The sequence below is a fragment of the Pseudomonas trutticola BRTCR10 genome, from assembly GCF_056155105.1.
Genome location: NZ_CM149552.1, coordinates 2195478 through 2214518 on the forward strand (window position 1 = coordinate 2195478; position 19041 = coordinate 2214518).

At 61.6% G+C, this 19041-nt stretch carries 4 protein-coding genes; 2 read left to right on the plus strand and 2 right to left on the minus strand.

All coding sequences use genetic code 11. The annotated features are described in order from the left end of the window. The first annotated feature begins 3 nt into the window (after nt 1–3). Both ACVVH8_RS09825 and ACVVH8_RS09830 read left to right on the plus strand, forming a co-directional pair. Entirely contained in the window at nt 4–13662 is a 13659-nt protein-coding gene (locus ACVVH8_RS09825; protein WP_475229739.1) for a non-ribosomal peptide synthase/polyketide synthase, read from the plus strand. A gap of 75 nt (nt 13663–13737) precedes the next feature. Continuing rightward, nucleotides 13738–14694 carry an alpha/beta hydrolase gene (locus tag ACVVH8_RS09830; RefSeq protein WP_103306722.1) on the plus strand — a complete coding sequence of 319 codons (957 nt, stop codon included), beginning with the start codon at nt 13738–13740 and terminating at the stop codon, nt 14692–14694. Nucleotides 14695–14794: 100 nt separating this feature from the next. Here the strand turns inward: ACVVH8_RS09830 and ACVVH8_RS09835 are convergent, their stop codons facing one another. After that, nucleotides 14795–17275, minus strand: coding sequence for a TonB-dependent siderophore receptor (locus ACVVH8_RS09835; protein ID WP_475229742.1), 2481 nt, complete (start codon nt 17273–17275; stop codon nt 14795–14797). A 115-nt stretch (nt 17276–17390) separates the two neighbouring features. Continuing rightward, the gene (locus ACVVH8_RS09840) at nt 17391–19040 is read right to left on the minus strand and encodes a cyclic peptide export ABC transporter (RefSeq protein ID WP_475229745.1); all 1650 of its coding nucleotides are present in this window, start codon (nt 19038–19040) and stop codon (nt 17391–17393) included. Between the last annotated feature and the right edge of the window lies 1 nt (nt 19041).

Here is a 19041-nt window from a genome sequence, read left to right on the forward strand (position 1 = left end):
CGCGTGCAAGAGTTAATCGAGTCGGTAGGACAACTTTCGGCTAAGCAAAGAAAGGCTCTGGCGGTTCTGCTCAAGCAGAAAGGCGTCAACCTCTTTGACATTGCTCCGGTTTTCAAGCGCACGGCTGAAGAGCCGTTGCTGCTGTCCTACGCTCAGCAGCGCCAGTGGTTTCTCTGGCAGTGGGCGCCGCACAGCGCGGCCTACAACATTCCGACGGCCCTGCGTTTGCAGGGGCCGCTGGATGTCAGCGCGCTGGAGCGCAGCGTTCAGGCGCTGATCGAGCGACACGAAACCTTGCGCACGGTGTTCACTCAGGAAACCGCGCAACCCTTGCAAGTGGTCCTGCCCGCAGGCCCCTTTGCACTGGAGATCCATCAACTGAGCGCTGAGCTGGCGAACGACCCGGATGCCTCGATCCAGGCGTTCGTGCAGACCCAGAGCCAGAAAACGTTCGACCTGCAGCACGGCCCGCTATTGCGCGCAGCGCTGCTGCAAGTCACCCCGAATGACCACGTGCTGGTGCTGACCCTGCACCACATCGTCTCCGACGGCTGGTCGCTGCAAGTGATGATCGAGGAACTGGTGCAGTTGTACGCCGGTTTCAACCTCGGTCACGACGCCGGTCTGCCGGCCTTGCCGATTCAATACGCCGACTACGCCCTGTGGCAACGGCAGTGGATGGAGGCCGGTGAGCAGGAGCGGCAATTAGCTTACTGGCAGGAGAAACTCGGCGGCGAGCAACCGGTGCTGGAACTGCCGATGGATCGCCCGCGTTCCATCGAGCAAAGCTTCGCCGGCGCCAGTCACAACCTGATTCTCGACCCGGCGCTGAGCAATGCGCTCAAGGCCTTCGCCCGCCAGGAAAACGTCACCCTGTTCGTGGTCTTGCTGGCTTCGTTCCAGGCACTGTTGCATCGTTACAGCGGTCAGGCCGATATCCGCGTCGGCGTGCCGAATGCCAACCGTGGCCGGGTGGAGATCGAGCGGCTGATCGGCTTCTTCGTCAACACTCAGGTGCTCAAGGCCGACATTGACGGGCAGATGCCTTTTGTCGATCTGCTGCGTCAGGTCAAACAGACCGCGCAGGAAGCGCAAGCCCATCAGGACTTGCCGTTCGAGCAACTGGTCGAAGCGCTGGAGCCGGGCCGCAGTCTCAGCCACAGCCCGCTGTTCCAAGTGATGTTCAACCATCAGGCCGAGCGCCGTGCGAGCGTCGAAACCCGTTTGAATGGCCTGAGCATCGAACCGCTGGAATGGCAAAGCCAGACCGCGCAGTTCGACCTGACCCTCAACACCACCGAACAGGCGCATGGCATTGAAGCGGTGCTCAAGTACGCCACGGATCTGTTCGACGCGGCGACCATCGAGCGTCTGGCGCAGCACTGGAACGCGCTGCTGCGGGCCATCGTTGCCGAGCCGACGCAACGCATCGGCCAGTTGCCGATGCTCGATGCCGGTCAACAGCAACAATTGCTCGCGCAGTGGAATCCTGAGCGCATCGAGCAACCGCTGTCGCAGTGCATCCATCAAGCCATCGAAGTGCAGGCCGAGCGTCATCCCGACGCGGTCGCCGTGACTTATTCCGGGCAGCGCCTGACATACGCCGAACTCAATCGCCGCGCCAACCAGTGGGCGCATACGCTGATCGGCCGTGGCGTGGGGCCGGACGTGCGCGTTGGCGTCGCGGTCGAACGCTCGCTGGACATGATCGTCGCCATCCTCGCCGTGCTCAAGGCCGGTGGTGCTTACGTGCCGCTGGACCCGAGCTATCCGGATGATCGCTTGAGCTACATGATCGAGGACAGCGGCATCAACCTGCTGTTGACCCAAGGCCATCTGCTCGCGCAACTGCCGGTGCCGCCGGGACTGGCGTGCCTCGATCTGGATCAGGCGCCGGAACATGGCAACGAAGCCAACCCGGTCTGCCTGACCACACCGGACAGTCTGGCGTACGTCATCTACACCTCGGGTTCCACCGGTAAACCGAAAGGCGCGTTGCTGCCGCACGGCAACGTTATGCGCCTGTTCAGCGCCACCGAGCACTGGTTCGATTTCGGCCCGCAGGACAGCTGGACGCTGTTCCATTCCTACGCCTTCGACTTCTCGGTCTGGGAGATTTTCGGGGCGCTGTTGTACGGCGGCAAACTGGTGGTGGTGCCCCATGACATCAGCCGTTCCCCGGAAGATTTCTACACCCTGTTGTGCGATGAAAACGTCACCGTGCTGAACCAGACGCCGTCGGCGTTCAAGCCCTTGATGCAGATCGCCAGCGAGTCGCCACTCAATAACGCATTACGCTACGTGGTGTTTGGCGGCGAGGCGCTGGAAGTGCAGAGCCTGCGCCCGTGGTTCGAACGTTTCGGCGACCGCGCACCGACACTGATCAACATGTACGGGATCACCGAAACCACGGTGCACGTGACCTATCGTCCATTGTCGATGGACGATCTGCAGCAAAGCCACAGCAGCCCGATTGGCGAGCCGATTGTCGACCTGTCGTGGTACTTGCTCGACAGCTCGCTGAACCTGGTGCCGCAAGGCTGCATCGGTGAGTTGTACATCGCCGGTGCCGGTCTGGCCCGGGGTTACCTGAATCAGGCCGGCATGACCGCCACGCGATTCGTTCCCGACCCATTCAACCCGCAGGCGGGTGAGCGGCTGTATCGCACCGGCGACCTGGCGCGGCTGCGTGGCGACGGCGTGATCGAGTACATCGGCCGGATCGATCATCAGGTGAAGATCCGCGGCTTCCGTATCGAACTCGGGGAAATCGAAGCGCAACTGCTCAAGCACCCTGACGTGCGCGAAGCTGTGGTGCTGGCGGTCGACGGTCTCAGCGGTCAGCAACTGGCGACCTGGATCGTCGCCAACGAGGTGCTGGACGCCGAAGGGCAGGGCGCACTGCGTGATTCGATCAAGGCGCATTTGCGCGAAACCCTGCCGGATTACATGGTCCCGGTCAGTTGGGCGTTTCTTGAGCGCCTGCCGCTGACGGCCAACGGCAAACTTGATCGCAAGCAACTGCCGCACCCGGAAGTTGCGCAAGTGCAGGAAGCCTATGCCGCACCGCGCAACCAACTGGAGCAGCGTCTGGCCGAGATCTGGCAGGACGTGTTGAAGGTCGAGCGTGTCGGGCTCAATGACAACTTCTTCGAGCTGGGCGGCGATTCGATCATTTCGATTCAGGTGGTCAGCCGCGCCCGTCAGGCGGGCATTCGCTTTACCCCCAAAGACATCTTTCAGCATCAGACCGTGCAACGTCTGGCGACCGTCGCGCAACAGAGCGACGCGGTGCAGATGCAGCAGGGTGATGTGCTCGGCGACGCGCTGCTGACACCGATCCAGCATTACTTTTTCAACAGCGACATCCCGGCGCGGCATCACTGGAACCAGTCGATCCTGCTGACCCCGGCCACCGCGCTGCAACCGGCACCGCTGGAGCAGGCGCTGTTGCACCTGCAACGTCATCATGACGCCTTGCGCCTGCGTTACCGCCAAACCGACGATGGCTGGCAGCAGAGCCACGCACCTGCGAATCAGGCGCAAGCCCTGCTGCGCACGGTCGCGCTGGACGACAGCGCTGCATTGCCAGCGCTTTGCCTGGACTTGCAACGCAGCCTCGATCTGCTCGATGGCCCACTGATTCGCGCGGTGTTGGTCGACTTGCCGGACGCCAGTCAGCGTCTGCTGCTGGTGATCCATCACCTGGTGGTCGATGGCGTGTCATGGCGGATCCTGCTGGAAGACCTGCAAACCGCCTATCAACAACTGAGCAGCGGTCAGGTCGTGCGTCTGCCGGCCAAGACCAGTGCGTTCAAGGATTGGGGCGAGCGTCTGCAAAGTCATGCCCGCAGCGCCGAACTGGAAAGCGAACTGAATTACTGGCGCGGGCAACTGCGCGATGTTTCCGTCGAACTGCCGCTGGACAATCCGCAGGGCCAATTGAGCAACCGTTTCGAGCGCAGCGTCGACACGCGTCTTGATGCCGAACGCACCCGTCAGTTGTTGCAACAGGCGCCGGCGGTTTATCGCACCCAGGTCAATGACCTGCTGCTGACCGCGTTGGCCCGAGTGTTGTGTCAGTGGACCAACACCGACAGTGCCTTGGTGCAACTGGAAGGTCACGGTCGTGAAGACCTCTTCGATGACCTCGACCTCAGCCGCACGGTGGGCTGGTTCACCAGCATGTTCCCGGTGCGCCTGACCCCGGACGCGAGTCTCGAAACCTCGATCAAAGGCATCAAGGAGCAACTGCGCGCGATCCCCAACAAAGGCATCGGCTATGGCTTGCTGCGTCATCTGGGCAGCGCCGAGTCGCAAGCGGCATTGAACGAACTGGCGCAACCGAAGGTGACGTTCAACTACCTCGGCCAGTTCGACAACAACTTCGATGACGACGCCCTGTGGGTTCCGGCCACCGAAGACAAGGGCGCCGGCCAGGACGAAAACGCGCCGATGGCCAACTGGCTGACCATTGATGGCCGGGTCTATCAGGGCCAGTTGAGCCTGACCTGGACCTACAGTGGCGATGTGTTTGAGGAAAGCACCATCAACGCCCTGGCCCGCGCTTATGAAGTGGCGCTGGGTGAGTTGATCGACCATTGCCTGAACCATCCGAGTGGCGGTTTGACGCCGTCGGATGTGCCGTTGGCCGGGTTGTCGCAGGCGCATCTGGACAGCCTGCCGATGGCTGCCCAGCGGATCGAGGACATTTATCCGCTGGCGCCGATGCAGCAAGGCATTCTGTTCCACAGCCTGTACGACGCCGATGCCAGCGCCTATGTCTATCAGATGCTGCTCGACATCGACGGCCTCGACGTGGCGCGTTTCCAGCAGGCCTGGCAACGCGTGGTGGATCGCCATGAAGTGTTGCGCGCCGGTTTCATCTGGGGCCGCGACGGTCTCGATGCGCCACTGCAGGTGATCAATCGTCAGTTGACCCTGGAAATGCCGGAAGTGGATGTGCGCGGTGTGACGGACCTGCCGGCCGTGCTCGAAGCGCGGGCGCAGGCCGACCGTGAACGCGGCTTCGATCTGCAGAATCCGCCGCTGCTGCGTCTGTGCCTGCTGCGCACGGCCGATGACCGCCACCGTCTGATTTTCACCTGCCACCACATCCTTATGGATGGCTGGAGCAACTCGCGGATGTTCGGCGAGGTATTGCAGGATTATGCCGGCCAGCCGGTGCCGAGCGCGCAGGGCCGTTACCGTGATTTCCTGGTCTGGCTGCAAGGTCAGGACAAGGCCGCCGCAGAGAATTTCTGGCGCGTGCAACTGGCCGAACTGGACGAGCCGACCCGGCTGGCTTCGGCCTGCCACGGGCGTACGGTGCCGGGCCCGGGCAAGCAAATGCATCGCCTGCATTTCGACGCAGCCTTCACTCAGCGCCTGAACGGTTTCTCTCGTCAGCAGCAAGTGACCCTCAACAGTCTGGTGCAAGCCGCTTGGCTGTTGGTGTTGCAGCGCTACACCGGCCAGGCCACCGTAGCGTTTGGCGCCACGGTGTCCGGGCGTCCGGTGGATCTGCCGGGCATCGAGCAGCAATTGGGACTGTTCATCAACACCTTGCCGGTGATCGCCAGCCCGCACGCCACGCTCAGCGTTGGCGACTGGGTACGCAGCGTGCAGGACAAGAACCTGTTGCTGCGTGACTACGAGCAGACCCCGTTGCAGGACATCCAGCGTCTGGCTCAGTTGAGCGGCGAAGCGCTGTTCGACACGTTGCTGGTGTTTGAAAACTATCCGGTGTCCGAAGCGCTGGAAGCCAATCCGGGCGGACTGCGTTTCGCCGGCCTGGAGCACCGCGAGCAAACCAACTACGGTCTGACCCTGATCGCCGGGGCCAGCGACGTGTTGAACCTGGACTTCAACTACCTCACCGAGCACTTTGCCGAACACAGCGTGCTGGGCCTGGCAGGCCATCTTGAAGAAGTGCTGCAGCAGTTCCTCGACGCACCACAACGTCTGCTTGGTGAGATCGGCCTGTTGCCTCTCGCCGAACGCCAGACCTTGGCGCAATGGAACGACAATCAGGGCGCGTATCCCGCTGAACGACTGATCCCGCAGAGTTTTGAACTGCGCGTCGCAGCCCATCCGCAAGCACCGGCACTCAGTCACGCCGGCACCGCCATGAGCTATGCCGAACTCAATCAACGTGCCAACCAACTGGCGCATCATCTGCTGGCCTTGGGTGTCGGTGCGGAAGTCCGCGTGGGCGTGGCGATGCCGCGTTCGGCGGAGCTGGTAATCGCCTTGATGGCGGTGCTCAAGGCCGGCGGCACTTATGTGCCGCTGGACCCGGATTACCCGGCTGATCGCGTGGCCTACATGCTCGACGACAGTCAGGCGAAAGTCTTGCTGACGCAGCAGTCGCTGCTGGCACAACTGCCGCAGACGGATGCGCAGGTGGTACTGGTCGAGGCGGGCGGTGAGGCATTTGCCGAGCAGTCTTCCGACAATCCGGGTGTGCGCGGCGACTCCGCCTATCTGGCCTACGTGATCTACACCTCCGGTTCCACCGGCAAGCCGAAAGGCGTGGCCATCGCCCACCGCAACGTGCAGGCGCTGATTCACTGGTCCGCCGAGGTCTACAGCGAAGACGATCTGCAAGGTGTGCTGGCGTCGACGTCGGTGTGCTTCGACCTGTCGGTGTGGGAGATTTTCGTCACCCTCGCACGCGGCGGTTCGCTCGTCATGGCACGCAATGCCCTGGAGCTGCCGGACTTGCCGGAGCGCGATCAGGTGCGTCTGATCAACACCGTGCCGTCGGCCATTGCCGCGCTGCAACGCACCGGGCAAATTCCGCCGGGCGTGCGCATCATCAACCTCGCCGGTGAGCCACTGAAGCAAAGTCTGGTCGACACGCTCTACCGCGAAACCGCGGTGGCGCATGTCTATGATTTGTACGGCCCGTCGGAAGACACCACGTATTCGACCTGCACCCGCCGTGAACTCGGTGGCCAAGCGAACATTGGCCGGCCGCTGGTCAACACCACGGCGTACTTGCTCGACGGCCAATTGCAACAAGCGCCGATTGGCGTGGCGGCGGAGCTGTATCTGGCCGGCGACGGCATCACCCGTGGATATCTGTTCCGCCCGGGCCTGACCGCTGAACGTTTCCTGCCCAATCCATTCTCGACCACTGGCGAGCGCATGTACCGCACCGGCGACCTGACCCGCTTCAGCGATGACGGCCGGATCGAATACGTCGGCCGCATCGATCATCAGGTCAAGGTGCGCGGGTTCCGTATCGAACTGGGTGAAATCGAAGCGCGTTTGCTTGCTCAGGACAGCGTGCGTGACGGTGTGGTGTTGGCGGTGGATGGCAACAGTGGTCAGCAACTGGTGGCGTATGTGGTGCCAAGTGATAGCGGCCTCAGTCTCAAAGAACAGGACGACTTGAGTGGAGCGCTACAGACCGCCCTCAAGGCGCATCTGCCGGACTACATGGTGCCGGCGCAGTGGTTGTTCCTTGAACAACTGCCGTTGACGCCGAATGGCAAACTCAATCGCAAGGCGCTGCCAGCACCGGATGCCAGTCAGTCGCAGCGCGATTATGTGGCGCCTCGCACCGCGCTGGAACAGCAGATTGCCGGGATCTGGCAGGACATTCTGAAACTCGAACGGGTCGGCTTGACCGACAACTTCTTCACCCTTGGTGGCGATTCGATCATCTCCATTCAGGTGGTGAGCCGGGCGCGTCAGCAGGGAATCAGCTTCACACCCAAGGATCTGTTCCAGCAGCAGACCGTCCAGGGGCTGGCCACTGTCGCGCAGATCGGCAAAGCCCTGACGCCAACCGATCAAGGCCCGGTGACAGGTGAGACACCATTGCTGCCAATTCAGCAATGGTTCTTCGAACAGCCCTTGCCGCAACGCCATCACTGGAATCAGTCGGTGCTGCTCAAACCGTTAAACCCTCTGGTGGCCGAGACGCTTGAACAGGCCTTGCACGCGCTGATCGATCATCACGACGGCCTGCGCCTGGGCTTTACACAAACGCCATGCAGCTGGTCGGCGAGCTATCGAAACGTGGAGCAACAGCGCCTGTCACCGTTGTGGCAGGAAACGGTCAGTGATGCCGCCCACCTGGAACGCGTCGCCGAACAAGCCCAGCGCAGCCTGGATCTGCAACAAGGCCCGTTGTTGCGCGCGGTGTTGTTCGATTTGCCTGAGGGCGAACAGCGCTTGTTGTTGATCGTTCATCACCTGGTGGTCGACGGTGTTTCTTGGCGGATTCTGCTGGAGGACTTGCAGGGCAGCTACCGTCAGTTACTGGCCGGCGAATCGTTGGCATTGGCGGCCAAGACCACGTCCTTCAAGCATTGGGCGGAGCAATTGGAACGTCACGCCCGCAGTGAATCGCTGCTTGGGCAACTGCCTTACTGGCAGGCGCAGCGCTCGGACGACGCGCCGCTACCGCAAGATAACCCTCAGGGCAGCTTGCAAAGTCGCCATGCCATGACGCTTTACAGTCGCCTGAACGCAACCTTGACCCGACGACTGCTGCAACAGACCCCGGCGGCTTACCGTACACAGGTCAACGACCTGCTGCTGACGGCGCTGGCACGGGTGATCGCCCGCTGGAGCGAACAGTCGTCGGTGCTGATTCAGCTCGAAGGCCATGGTCGTGAAGATTTGTTCGACGGACTCGATCTGACCCGCACAGTCGGCTGGTTCACCAGCCTGTTTCCGGTCAAATTGACTCCGACCCAGGAGCTGGCCGGCTCGATCAAGCAAATCAAGGAGCAACTGCGCGCCATTCCGGATCGTGGCATTGGATACGGTGTGCTGCGTTATCTGGGTGACGAGGCTTGCCAGGCGTCGCTGCGGACCCTGCCGACACCGCGTATCACCTTCAATTATCTGGGCCAGTTTGACGGTAGCTTCGATAGCCAGAGCGGTGCCTTGTTTGTGCCGGCCGATGAGTTCAAGGGCGCAGAACACAGTAACGATGCGCTGCTGGGGAATTGGCTGACGCTCAATGGCCAAGTGTACGGCGGCGAGTTGAGTGTCGGCTGGTCATTCAGCACGCACATGTTCAACGCCTCGACCATCGAACACCTGGCCGAAGAGTACGGGCGGGAGCTGGAGCTGCTGATCGAGCATTGCTGCCAACCGGACAGCCACGGCGTCACGCCTTCGGACTTCCCGCTGGCGCAGCTGGATCAGGCCCGACTGGACGCCTTGCCGGTAGCCCCGTCCCGGATCGAAGACATTTATCCGCTGTCGCCGATGCAAGAGGGCATGCTGTTCCATACCTTGTCGGACAATGGTTCCAGCCTGTACGTCAATCAGATCAGTTTGCCGGTGGGCGGTCTGGATGTTGAGCGTTTCCGCAAGGCTTGGGAGGCGGTCATCGAGCGTCAGGCCATCCTGCGCACCAGCTTCCATTGGCACGATGGCTTGGCCAAACCGCTGCAAGTTGTCCAGCGTCAGGCGACGCTCGATTTGCAGGTGCTCGACTGGCGCGATCGCGACGCCAGCGAGGCAGACATCGCCGCGCGGGCCGCCGAGGACCGCGCGCGAGGCTTCGAGCTGACCCAGGCGCCACTGCAGCGAGTGTTGTTGATTCGCAGCACTGAAGATCAGTATCAGATGGTCTGGACCAGTCACCACATCCTGATGGACGGCTGGAGCAGCTCGCGGCTGTTTGGTGAGGTGATCCAGCACTACGCCAAGGGTGAAATCAGCGCTGAGAACGGTCGCTACCGCGACTTTATCGCCTGGTTGCAAGCCCAGGACCAAGATGCCCGGGAGCTGTTCTGGAAAGCCCGGCTGGCCCCGGTCACCGAGGCGACGGCGTTGAGCCAGGCCATCCATCCTCGGCATGTGTCGGATGAACCCGGCCACAACGCCATTTACTCGCGTTGGGACATGCAACAGACCGGTCGTCTGCTGCAGTTCTGTCGCGATCTGCGGATTACGCCGAACACGTTGATCCAGGGCGCATGGTTGCTGCTGTTGCAGCGCTACACCGGAAAAAACACCGTGACCTTTGGCGCTACGGTCTCCGGGCGTCCCGAGAGTTTGCCCAATGTCGGCAACATGCTGGGTCTGTTCATCAACACGTTGCCGATCATTCAGACGCTGGAACCGGATCAGCCTCTGGCAGACTGGCTGAACCGGATCCAGGCCTACAACCTGGATATACGCGACCATTCCCAGGCTCCGCTGGCAGACGTGCAACGCTGGTCCGGCCTGGGCGGGCAGGCGCTGTTCGACAGCATCATCGTGTTCGAGAACTACCCGATCGATGATCGCCTGCAAGAGGACAACGATACCGGCCTGAGCTTCGGCAAATCCATCGGACATGACGTGACGAACGTGCCGATGGACCTGGCGGTGATGCTCGGCGACGAACTGTCGATTGAATACCTGTACCTGCGCAGCCACTTCAGTGCCGAGGCGGTGGAAGGCATTCGCCTGACCCTGGAAAACACCCTTGAGGCGATGATGCGCGCGCCTTACGAACGCCTGGGTAACCTGCAGCGTCTGTCGCTTGAACAATGGCAGGCGATGCAAGCCTGGAGCGCCGAACCGGCGGCGGAGCACCAATCGCAGCTGTTGCCGGAGCTGATCAGCCGACACGCACTGAGTCAGCCCGAGGCCATTGCGGTGCAATGCGCCGGGCTGAGCCTGAGCTACGGCGAGCTGGAACGACGGGCCAACCGTCTGGCCCATTGCTTGATCGAGCATGGCGCGGGGCCGGAAGTAGTGATCGGCGTGGCACTGCCGCGCTCACTGGAAATGGTCGTCAGCTTCCTCGCCGTGCTCAAAAGCGGCGCAGCGTATGTGCCGCTGGACATCGATTACCCGCCGGAGCGTCTGGCGTACATGATCGAAGATTCCGGCATGGCGCTGCTGCTGACCCAGAGCAGCCTGCGGGCGGCGTTGCCGGCGCCCGAAGGCCTGTTGCGCCTTGAGCTGGATCACCTCGACGAATCCCGCTATGGCGATGAAGCGCCGGTGCGTCGCGTGCTGGAGCAAGGGCTGGCCTATCTGGTTTACACCTCGGGTTCCACCGGACGGCCAAAAGGCGTGGCAGTTACTCAGGGACCACTGAGCATGCACTGTCAGGCCATCGCCAAACTGTATGAAATGGACAACCGCAGTTGCGAGCTGCACTTCATGTCGTTCGCTTTCGACGGTGCTCATGAGCGCTGGTTGAGTACGCTGTACAGCGGCGGCCGGCTGGTGGTGCGCGACGGTTGCCTGTGGACGCCGGAGCAGACCTATCAGGCGTTGCACGAGTACGGCGTGACCATCGCCTGCTTCCCGCCGGCTTACCTCAAGCAACTGGCCGAGTACGCCGCCGCCAGCGCAATTGCACCGCCACCGGTGCGCATCTATTGCTTCGGCGGCGATGCGGTGCCGGACCAGACTTTCGAACAGGTCAAGGCGGCGCTGCGTCCCGAGTACTTCACCAACGGCTACGGCCCGACGGAAACCGTGGTCACGCCGATGCTGTGGAAAGTGCCGGTGAGCCAGCAGTGTGAAGCAGCCTATGCGCCGATCGGCCGAGCGGTGGGTGCGCGTTCGCTGTATGTGCTGGATGAAGAACTGAATCCGCTGCCGCCAGGTTTCGCCGGCGAGTTGTACATCGGTGGCTATGGGGTTGCCCGTGGTTACCATGGGCGGCCAGACCTGACCTGCGAACGCTTCGTGCCCAATCCGTATGCCAGCGGCGAGCGGCTGTACCGCACCGGCGATCTGGTGCGTTTGCGCCAGGACGGCGTGGTCGATTACGTCGGTCGCATCGACCATCAGGTCAAAGTGCGCGGGTTCCGTATCGAACTCGGTGAAGTCGAGGCCAGCCTGCGGCAACTGGCGCAGGTCAGCGACGCCTTGGTGATCGCCCGGGACAATGCCTCCGGCAAGCAACTGATCGGTTACGTCGTCACCGACGCCGGCCAGCAACTGGGTGAAGAACTCAAGGCCGGTCTGCGCAGCACCTTGCCGGAATACATGGTGCCGGCGCAGATCGTCTGCCTCAGTGCCTTCCCGATCACTCCCAACGGCAAGCTCGACCGCAAGGCATTGCCCGAGCCGGAATTCAAAAGCGAGGAATACGTTGCCCCGCGCAATCAGCAGGAAGAGTTACTGGCGCAGATCTGGTCGCAGGTGTTGCAGGTGGAGCAGGTCGGTATCAGCGACAACTTCTTCGAACTGGGCGGCGACTCGATCCTGAGCCTGCAAGTGATTTCCCGGGTCAGGAACCACCCGACCCTGCAGATGGACCTCAAGCTGCGCGATCTGATGCGCTATCAGACCATTGCTGGCATCGTCGAGCAGGACGTGGTGAAGGCCGTCACCGCGCAACCGTCGGTGGACCTCACCCATGTGGCCAGTGAAGGGTTGTTCAATCTGCTGCCGATTCAGGAGTGGTTCTTCGGCGAAGGCATGGCCGAGTCTCATCACTACAACCAATCGTTTTTGCTGAGTGCGCGTCAGACGCTGGATCTGGATGCCCTGGAACAGGCGTTGGGCTGGATCGAAAACCATCACGACGCCTTGCGCCTGCGCTTCTGTCAGGAAGGCGGGCGCTGGTTGCAGCGCTATGCCGCACCAACCGAGCGCCGCGAGACGTTGCTGTGGCGCCGTGAAGTCGAGAGCAGCGAGCAGGTCGAGGCCTTGGCGAACCTCACTCAGCGCAGCCTCAAACTCGATGATGGACCGGCTTGGCGTGTGGTGCACATCGCCTTGCCGGACGGCCAGGCGCGGCTGTTGATGGTTATCCACCATCTGGTGGTCGACACCGTGTCGTGGCGGATTTTGCTCGACGACTTGAAGGTCGCCTACGAGGCTTGCGTGATCGGCATCGAACCGCAATTGCCGATCCGTACCAGCAGCTATCGCGCATTTGCCGAAGCCCTGCTGGAGCAGGCGCCGATCATTGCCGAGCAGGAATTGGGTTACTGGCTGGAGCAATTGGATCAGCCGGGCATCGATCTGCCATGCGACAACCGTCGCGGCAAGAATCAGGTGCGTCACCAGGCTCAGGCTCGACTCAAGTTGTCCCGCGAGCATACCGAGCAGTTGCTCAAGCAGGCACCGGCGGTCTATCGCACGCAGATCAACGATTTGCTGCTGTCGGCCCTGAGCCGGGCGTTGTGTCGCTGGAGCGAACAGCCGTCGGCGTTGATCTTGCTGGAAGGGCACGGCCGCGAGGACCTGTTCGAGAACATCGATCTGAGTCGCAGCCTGGGCTGGTTCACCAGTATGTTCCCGGTCCGGCTCACTCCCGACAGCGCGGACATCGGTGCGTCGATCATCAACGTGCAGGCGCAGTTGGCGGCCATTCCGCAGAAAGGAATCGGCTACGGGGTGTTGCGTCACTTGGCCGGCCCGCAACTGGCCCGCCAATTGGCCGACCTGCCGCAGGCACGGGTGACGTTCAACTATCTGGGGCAGTTCGACCAGAGCTTCGATGAGCAGGCCTTGCTGGTGCCGGCGCTGGAAGAAACCGGCGACAACTACAGCCTGCAAGCCAATCTGGGCAACTGGCTGGAGGTTGTCGGCCAGGTGTACGACGGTCAATTGGCGCTGCGTTGCATCTACAGCACTCAGCGTTATCGGGCCAGCACTATGGAGTCGTTCATGCAGGATTATCAGCGCGAGCTTGAGGCGTTGATCGAGCATTGCATGGCGCGGGTGGGCTGAGAGCCGGGGTTTTAATCATTGCAGGGGGGGCGTTGCTCAGGCGCGTCCCTTTTTACGGACATAAGGATTTTTTCGATGTCGTTACACCCTGATCTGGAAGCCTTCCTGGACCTGGCGCAAGACAGCCAGGACGCAGGCCAGCCGGCGTTGCATCAACTGACCCCGGCAGAGGCCCGGGCGATTTTCGAACAAACCACGGCGCAATTGCGCTGGAATGCTCCTCAGGATATTGACGTGCTGGAGGTCAACACCACGGCGCGGGATGGTGCGCCACTGGCGTTGCGTTTATATCGCCCGAGCGAAGCGACGGCACTGATTCCGGTATTGGTGTATTTCCATGGCGGTGGTTTTGTCGTGGGCAGCCTGGATTCCCATGACGGTGTCTGCCGTGAATTCTGCCGACGTACGCCGTGCGCGGTGTTGTCCGTCGGCTATCGACTGGCGCCGGAGCAGCAATTCCCGACGGCGCTGGAGGACGGGGAAGACGCCTTGTCCTGGCTGGTGGAACAGGCGCAGTCCCTGGGGCTGGATGCCGGTCGTGTCGCGTTCGGCGGTGACAGTGCCGGCGCCACTTTGGCGACGGTGCTGGCCTTGCAAGCGGTGGTTCAGCCACACACCGTGGCCATCGTCCCCAAGGTGCAACTGCTGTGTTATCCGGTCACTGATGCGTCGCGCACCCACGATTCGCGCTTGTTGTTCAGTGAAGGGTATTTGCTGGAGAACGATACGCTGGACTGGTTTTACCAGCACTACGCCCGCAGCCCCGAAGACCTGCTGGACTGGCGCTTCTCACCGTTGCTGGCCGAAGATCTGCGCGGTGTGCCGCCGGCAATCGTGCTGCTTGCCGGGTTTGATCCGTTGCTCGACGAAGGCCAGGCCTACGTCGATAAATTGCGCGCGCAGGGGGTGAATGTCGAACTCGAGCATTGCCCGGGCCTGACCCATGACTTGCTCAGGCTGGTCTCGGTCATGCCGGAGGTGCTGAGCGTGTATGACAGCTTGAGTCGGGCATTGAGTCGCCATTTGGGTTGAACATTGATCGTTCCCACGCTTCTCGTGGGAATGCAGCTTCTCGCCTTGTACACAAAAAAACGCCCCGCTATTGCGGGGCGTTTTCATTGGCGCTGCAGAATCAGAAGTCAGCCTTGACCGACATCACGAAGTTGCGCGGTTCACCGTAGAAGTTACCCCAACCTTCGGTACCGACCGTGGCGTAATAGCGCTTGTCGAAGAGGTTGTTGCCGTTCAGTGCCACGGACCAGGTGTCGTCGATGCGGTAGCCGATTCGACCGTTCCAGACCGCATAGCCCGCCTGGGTGATATCGTTGCCGCTGCTCGGCGAGACGCGGTAGTTGCTGCTTTGGGCATTGACGCCGGCACCGACGGTAACGCGTTCCAGTGGGCCGCTGAGGGCATAGTCGCCCCAGACGCGCAGCAGGTGGCGCGGCACGTACGAGTTATACACCACACCGTCCTGACCGGCATCCGCGTCTTCCAGCACCTTGGTCTGGGTATAGGTGTAGCCGGCCAGCAGTTGCAGGCGGTCAATGACTTCACCGCTGACTTCAGCTTCGAAGCCTTGGGCGCGCACTTTGCCGGAGTTCAGTGAGCAGGTGCTGTCCGGGCAGGCCGGGTCATCCTGGGCTGCGTCTTTCTGGACGGTGCGGAACAGGTTGAAGGAGCTGTTCAGGCGACCGTCGAACCATTCACCCTTGATCCCCAGTTCATAGCTCTGACCGATCAATGGCTTGAGGGTCGAACCGTTAATGGTCTTGTAGTTGCCTTGCGGGGTGAAGATATCCGCGTAGCTGGTGTAAACGGTCAGGTTGTCGTTGATGTCGAACAACAGCGCGGCGAACGGGGTGACTTGCCCGGTTTCCTTGGCTTGGGAACTGGTCGGTGTGCCTTCGCCGCGCCAGTACGAGACGGAGTCGGTTTCGGACTTGTACCAGCTGACGCGGCTGCCCAGGACGAAGGTCAGCGGATCGGCCAGTTTCAGGCGTGCCGTGGAGTAGGCGCCGTATTGCTTGATCCGCATGTCCACCGGACCACCCCGGGTGGCGTTGGCCAGGTAGTAACTTTGATCTGGCTGGGGCAGGTGGTGGTTGGGGTTCAGCACATCCTGAGTTTGAGGCAGGAGTGCCACGGCGTAGAAGTCATCCTTGTGGGAGCGGCTGGCGTTGGCGCCGACGACCAGTTCGTGCTCTTGGCCGAATGCGTCGAACTTGCCGTCCACGTAAGCGTCGAGGCCGTAGTCGACCTGATCGTAGTCAAAGGTGCTGCCGATCATCAGGGTATTGGTGCTGGTGGCGCCAACCGGTACCGAACCGCTCGGGAAGGCGTATTCCATGTCCTGAGTGTTTTTCGAGTAGACACCCGCGACCTTCAACGCCCAGTTGTCGTTGAACTCGTGTTTCAGATCGCCAAAGTAAGTGGCCCGCTTGCTGCGCTGGTTGTTCCATGCGGTGTTCAGGCAGGTGGAGCGCGAGAGCTTCAGATCACTGCCATCGGCGTAACGCGGCAAGCCGCCCCAGCACGGCGTGGCATCGACGTCTTCATAGGCCATGCCCAGACCCAGGGTGGTGTAGTCGCTCAGGTCGAAGTCGAGCGCGCCGTAGTAGATCTGATCCCTGCGTTCGCCCACGTCATAGAAATACTGACGGGTCTGCTCAGTGACCACGGCGCGACCACGGATGGTGCCGGCGTCGTTCAACGGGCCACCGGTATCGACCTGACCACGATAGTTGTCCCACGTCCCTGCCGACAGCGACAGTTGTGTGTGCGGGGTGTCCTGGCCGCGTTTGCGTACGAAGTTGACGCCACCGGCGGTGCCGCCTGCGCCTTTCATCATGCCGGCCGCGCCGCGCAGTACTTCCACGCGGTCATAGATGGCCATGTCGCTGTTGAAGCTGTCGGCCTGCACGTAGCTGCTGCCGATGTCCAGCGGCACGCCGTCGTACTGGTACTGGCCTGTCATGCGGAAACCGCGGGAGTAGAAATATTTACCGCCCATGGGCGAGTCATAGACCGTAATGCCCGGGGTCTTTTCCATCACTTGTTCGATGGTGTTGAGGTTCTGGTCATCGAGCATCTTGCGGGTCATGACCGTGACCGACTGCGGGGTGTCCTTCAACGAGTGCACGCCCTTGCCAATGGTCACGCCACCGGTGGTGTAGGAGTTGCTGCCTTCGGTGGTGGCGCTCAGTCGGCTGGCGTTGACGTTGGTCGGTGCCAGTTCCATCGCGCTGCCGGTGGCAGGGCCGAGGACAGTCACGGTGTTGCCGTCACGCTGGTAGCGGATGCCGGTGCCGTTAAGCATCGCCTTGAGCGACTCATCATCCTGGTAGCGGCCATTCAATGCGCTGGAACGCAGACCTTGCAGGCTTTCCGGGCTGTAGATGATTTGCAGACTGGTCTGCTGACCAAGGGTTTGCAGCGCCTGCGCCAGTGGCTGCGACGGGATGTTCAGGGTCCATTCCTGGGCCTGGACATACGGGGCTGCGGTGAGGGTCAGTGCCAGACCAAGGCCGGTGCCGGCCAGTCGAGTGCGTGTCGCGCCGTGCATCAGCAGGGCTCGAGTCAGAGGGCGAAGCATGAAACGGGATGCGGACATGAGGTTAAGACCTTGGCAGGTATAGTTGTTAATGGTTCTTATTCATCTCATTAAGACGAGGAAGCCGCGGCAAACCGGAAAATTATTTTTTCCGACCTGGCCACGGCCTCTTCAATCAAGCGGTTTGCAGTTCGCTCTTGACCTTGCCGGCCTCCATGCGCACCAGTTGATCGGCGACGTCGAAGTAACGGTCATCGTGGGAAATGACGATGATGGTCTTGCCCAGACGCTTAAGGTCGGGCAGCAGTTCGGTGTAGAAAATGCGGCGGAAGGTCGGGTCCTGATCGGCCGCCCATTCATCGAACACCAGCACCGGACGCTCTTCGAGCCAGGCATTGACCAGTGCCAGACGCTTGCGCTGGCCGGTCGACAGGTCGGTGGTGCTGAAGGCGCCGTCCCGCACGCTGACCTTGTGCGCGATCTCCAGACGTTCGAGGTAGCGGGTGGCGTCCTGCGGCACCTCGCGGTCGCCCTGGATCAGGTCGTCGAACAGGTAGTAGTCGGCAAAGATCGTGGTGAAGTTCTGGCGGTAGTCATCGCGATTGAGCGCGGTGATCGGTTGATTGTTGACGCGGATTTCGCCCTCGGTTGGCGCGTAAAGACCCAGCAGCAATTTGATCAGGGTGGTTTTGCCGCAACCGTTTTCGCCAACGATGAACACGATGTCGCCCTGTTCGATGCGCAGGTTGACCGGCCCGAGGCGGAATGGCTCGCTGCCTGCCACGGGCGGAAAGGCGTAGCGCACATTGTGCAGTTCCAGGCTGTTGACGGCACCGGGTTTCTTGCCCTGGTCTTCCAGCAGCAGGTGCGGTTCGGGCGAGGAGAATTGTTCGCTCAGCTCGGCGATCCGGCGGAAGGCAATTTGTGCGCGGCTGATGATCGGCAAGGTGCTGACCAGATGTTCCAGCGGCCCCTTCATGTACAGCAGCACCAGCACGAATCCGCTCATCACCGCTTTGTCGCCGCTGGGCCAGAAAGACTGCAGGGCCAGCGCCATGCCGATCACCACGAAGAACAGCATCGAGCCGAAGGACTTGGCGATGACAAACGTGTTGATCGATTTGATCTGCGTGTCGCAGATTTTTTCGGCGGTTTTCTGAATCCCGGCAACAAACATGCGCTGGCGACGCGGGCGATGAATGCGCAGCTCCTTGGCGCCCTCGGCGATCGCGTTGTAGTGCTTTTGCAGTTCATCTTCGGAATCACGTGCGGCGTAGAAACCGCGCATGCCCTTGGCCCGGGCAATCGCCTGAATGGTTGTGCCGATCGCGATGGCCACCAGCATCATCAGGAACATCGGCCAGGACAGCAACGCCAGATAGCCGAGACAACCGAGGGTGACGGTCATGGAGATCGCCAGCGGGGCAAAGGCGAAGGCGAAGTCGCTGATGGTGTCGACGTCGTGGGTCAATACCGGGATCAACCGATGGCTGCGGTAGCGTTCGATCTGGTCGATCGGCGCCGACAGCACTTTCTCCCCCAGTTCCTTGCGCAGTTTGGCAATGATGTGCTGACCGACGTAGTTGGTGCCGATGTCGGACAGAATCGTCGTCAGCAAGGCCAGTGCGCACAGGCCGGCGAAGATCATCACCACGGTGCGGGTCAGGCCGTCGTCGGAGTGCAGGGCATTGTTGATGGTCGCCAGCAGCACGGTGACGCTCAGGCCGCCGATCATGCCGAGCACGATGGACACAGAGACGATCAGGCGGAAGGGCTTGAGCAAGGCGAACAATTCGTTGATCGCCCCACGCGTAGGCTTGGTCATG

Excerpts from the sequence above, each read along its gene's own strand:
- ACVVH8_RS09830 (WP_103306722.1), top strand. The coding sequence starts at position 13,738 with ATGTCGTTACACCCTGATCTGGAAGCCTTCCTGGACCTGGCGCAAGAC.
- ACVVH8_RS09835 (WP_475229742.1), bottom strand. The coding sequence starts at position 17,275 with ATGTCCGCATCCCGTTTCATGCTTCGCCCTCTGACTCGAGCCCTGCTG.
- ACVVH8_RS09840 (WP_475229745.1), bottom strand. The coding sequence starts at position 19,040 with ATGACCAAGCCTACGCGTGGGGCGATCAACGAATTGTTCGCCTTGCTC.